Origin of the sequence: Actinosynnema sp. NPDC059797, assembly GCF_042732085.1 — a bacterium.
In the GTDB taxonomy this organism is placed as follows: domain Bacteria; phylum Actinomycetota; class Actinomycetes; order Mycobacteriales; family Pseudonocardiaceae; genus Actinosynnema.
In genome coordinates this window covers 1-2,005 of sequence record NZ_JBHWIE010000679.1, presented here as the reverse complement: position 1 = coordinate 2,005, position 2,005 = coordinate 1, and the positions used below count along the sequence as shown (strand labels likewise).

The window sequence follows — 2,005 nt, the reverse complement described above, 5'->3', positions numbered from 1 at the left end:
GAGATGGCGATAAGCGACACGCCGACGCACTCGCCGCCCGGATCCGTGACGCCCTCGCCGGACAGCTCCATCACGGGGTCGCCCTCGTAGTTCTAGTAGACGACCCCCTCCGCCATCACCGCGTCGAGCGCGGCGAGCCACGCCCGGGAGTCGGGCAGCAGCTCCTCCAGCCACCGCACCACCGCGTCCACGTCCCGCAGCGCCAGCGCGTGGTAGTGGCGCTCGGACTCCCGGCCGCGGTCGCGCAGCCAGGTGTGCGCCGCGGTCCACCGCGCGGGGTCGGCGGCGAGGCGGCGCAGCAGCAGGTGCCGCAGCGCGGGCAGCATGACCGCGCGCCGCGCGTCGGTCCCCTCCGGGTCGTCAGGCGCCCGGTCGCCGGGCCGCGGCACCGGGTCGGGCGCGCGGACCTGGAGCTCGTCGGGCACCAGACCCGTGCGGCGCGTGGACGTGGTCAGGCCGCTGCCCGTCAGCTCGTCGGCCTGCTCGACGTCCCGCGCGGCGGCGCACGCCTCCAGGACGGCCGACGCCCTCTCCGGCATCGGGCCCAGCAGCTCGCGGCGCAGCCGCTCCTCGACGGTCACCGGGTCCTTGTCGACCGGGCCGCGCCACTGCTTGTCCAGCAGCCGCTTCACCGGGGTCCCGCTGCCCGCGTAATCGCCGACGGCCTTGACGACCACGGCGGTGGCGGCGGGGTGGCCCCTGGTGAAGCGGTACACCTCGGCGGCGACCGCGCGGTGCGCGTTGAGCCGCGACCCGGCCACGTCGGCCACCATGTCCTTGACCTCGTCCAGGGTCAGGTCGCGCAGCGCCACCGGGTAGGAGTCGCTCTCGTACTCGCCCTGCCTGCGGGCCGCGTAGTCGTCGTAGTTCGCCTCCTCGGCGAACGGGAACTCGCCGTTCGGGTCCGCGTGCCGCGCCACGGCGCCCGTGCTGGTGGCGACCACGGTCAGCGGGTCGAGCCCGCCTCGGCGGGCGTCGGCCAGCGCCCGGTAGAGCAGGCGACCGGCCTTGGTGTCCACGTCGTCCAGCAGCAGCACGCAGTTCAGCGACCACCTGCGCGCGCCGCGGCCCCGGCCGAACGCGGCCCGCAGGTCGGCCAGGAACGCCGCCCACAGCAGCTCGGTGGCCTCCTTGCGGTCGGCCTCGCTGGCGCCGTCGCCGGTGAGCTGGTTGAGCCGGGCCAGCTCGTCGTAGGCCTTGTCGTCGGAGCCGTACCACTCCAGCCCCTCGCCCAGCACCACGCGGCGCCCGTGCCGCCACGACACCAGGCCGTCCAGCAGGAGGTTCGGCGCGTACTCCACGGCGGCGCCGACCCCCGGCACGCCGCCGACCCCCGGCACCGTGTTGGCCACGTTCTGCCCCAGGGTGGACAGGAACGCCCGCAGCCGGTCGATGCGACGGGCCTGCTCCAGCTCCTGCCGGATGCGTAATCGGGCGGCGTGGCCCACGAGGGTGTCGATCTGCGCCGCCATGGCGACCTGGGCGGTGACGAAGCGGGGGAACGGGATCGAGCGGTACCCGGCGGCGTTGCGGTTGAGGTCGAACGCCAGCCGCGGGAGCACCTCCCAGGCGGCGTTCCCCGCCAGCTCGCCGCAGTTGACGCGCGCGTGGGGCAGCCTGCCCCGCAGTCGGCCCTCCAGTGAGTCCAGCAGCGCGCTGCGCCCGCACCCCTTGGGCCCGGTGAAGATGACGATGGGCGTGCGGCGCGTGGTCGGCAGGCCCTGCGGCTCCGGCCTGGTCGTGAACTCCCGCACCAGCGCGACTGCCCGGTGCCTGCCGTGCAGGGTAAACGGGTCGTCACGCAGGCGGCCGATCGGATCTCCGGGCATGTGCACCCCCACACGAGCGAGCGAGAGCAGACATGATCTCGCTCCACCGCTGCCGTGTCACGGCTTTCGGCACATCACCACGCCCGTGGCCGATCGCCCGTCGCGGGCCTCACCCGCGCGCCGGGACGCGGGGCGCGCACCGCGCGGGCGCCCCGAAGGTCCGTCGCCGACGGAAC

At 75.2% G+C, this 2,005-nt stretch carries 1 protein-coding gene; it reads right to left on the bottom strand.

Features of this window, described 5'->3' with window-relative positions:
* Nucleotides 1-92 precede the first annotated feature (92 nt).
* Nucleotides 93-1,829, bottom strand: a complete 1,737-nt coding sequence (locus ACFV4N_RS43240) for a hypothetical protein (RefSeq protein WP_499678507.1) — start codon at nucleotides 1,827-1,829, stop codon at nucleotides 93-95.
* Between the last annotated feature and the right edge of the window lie 176 nt (nucleotides 1,830-2,005).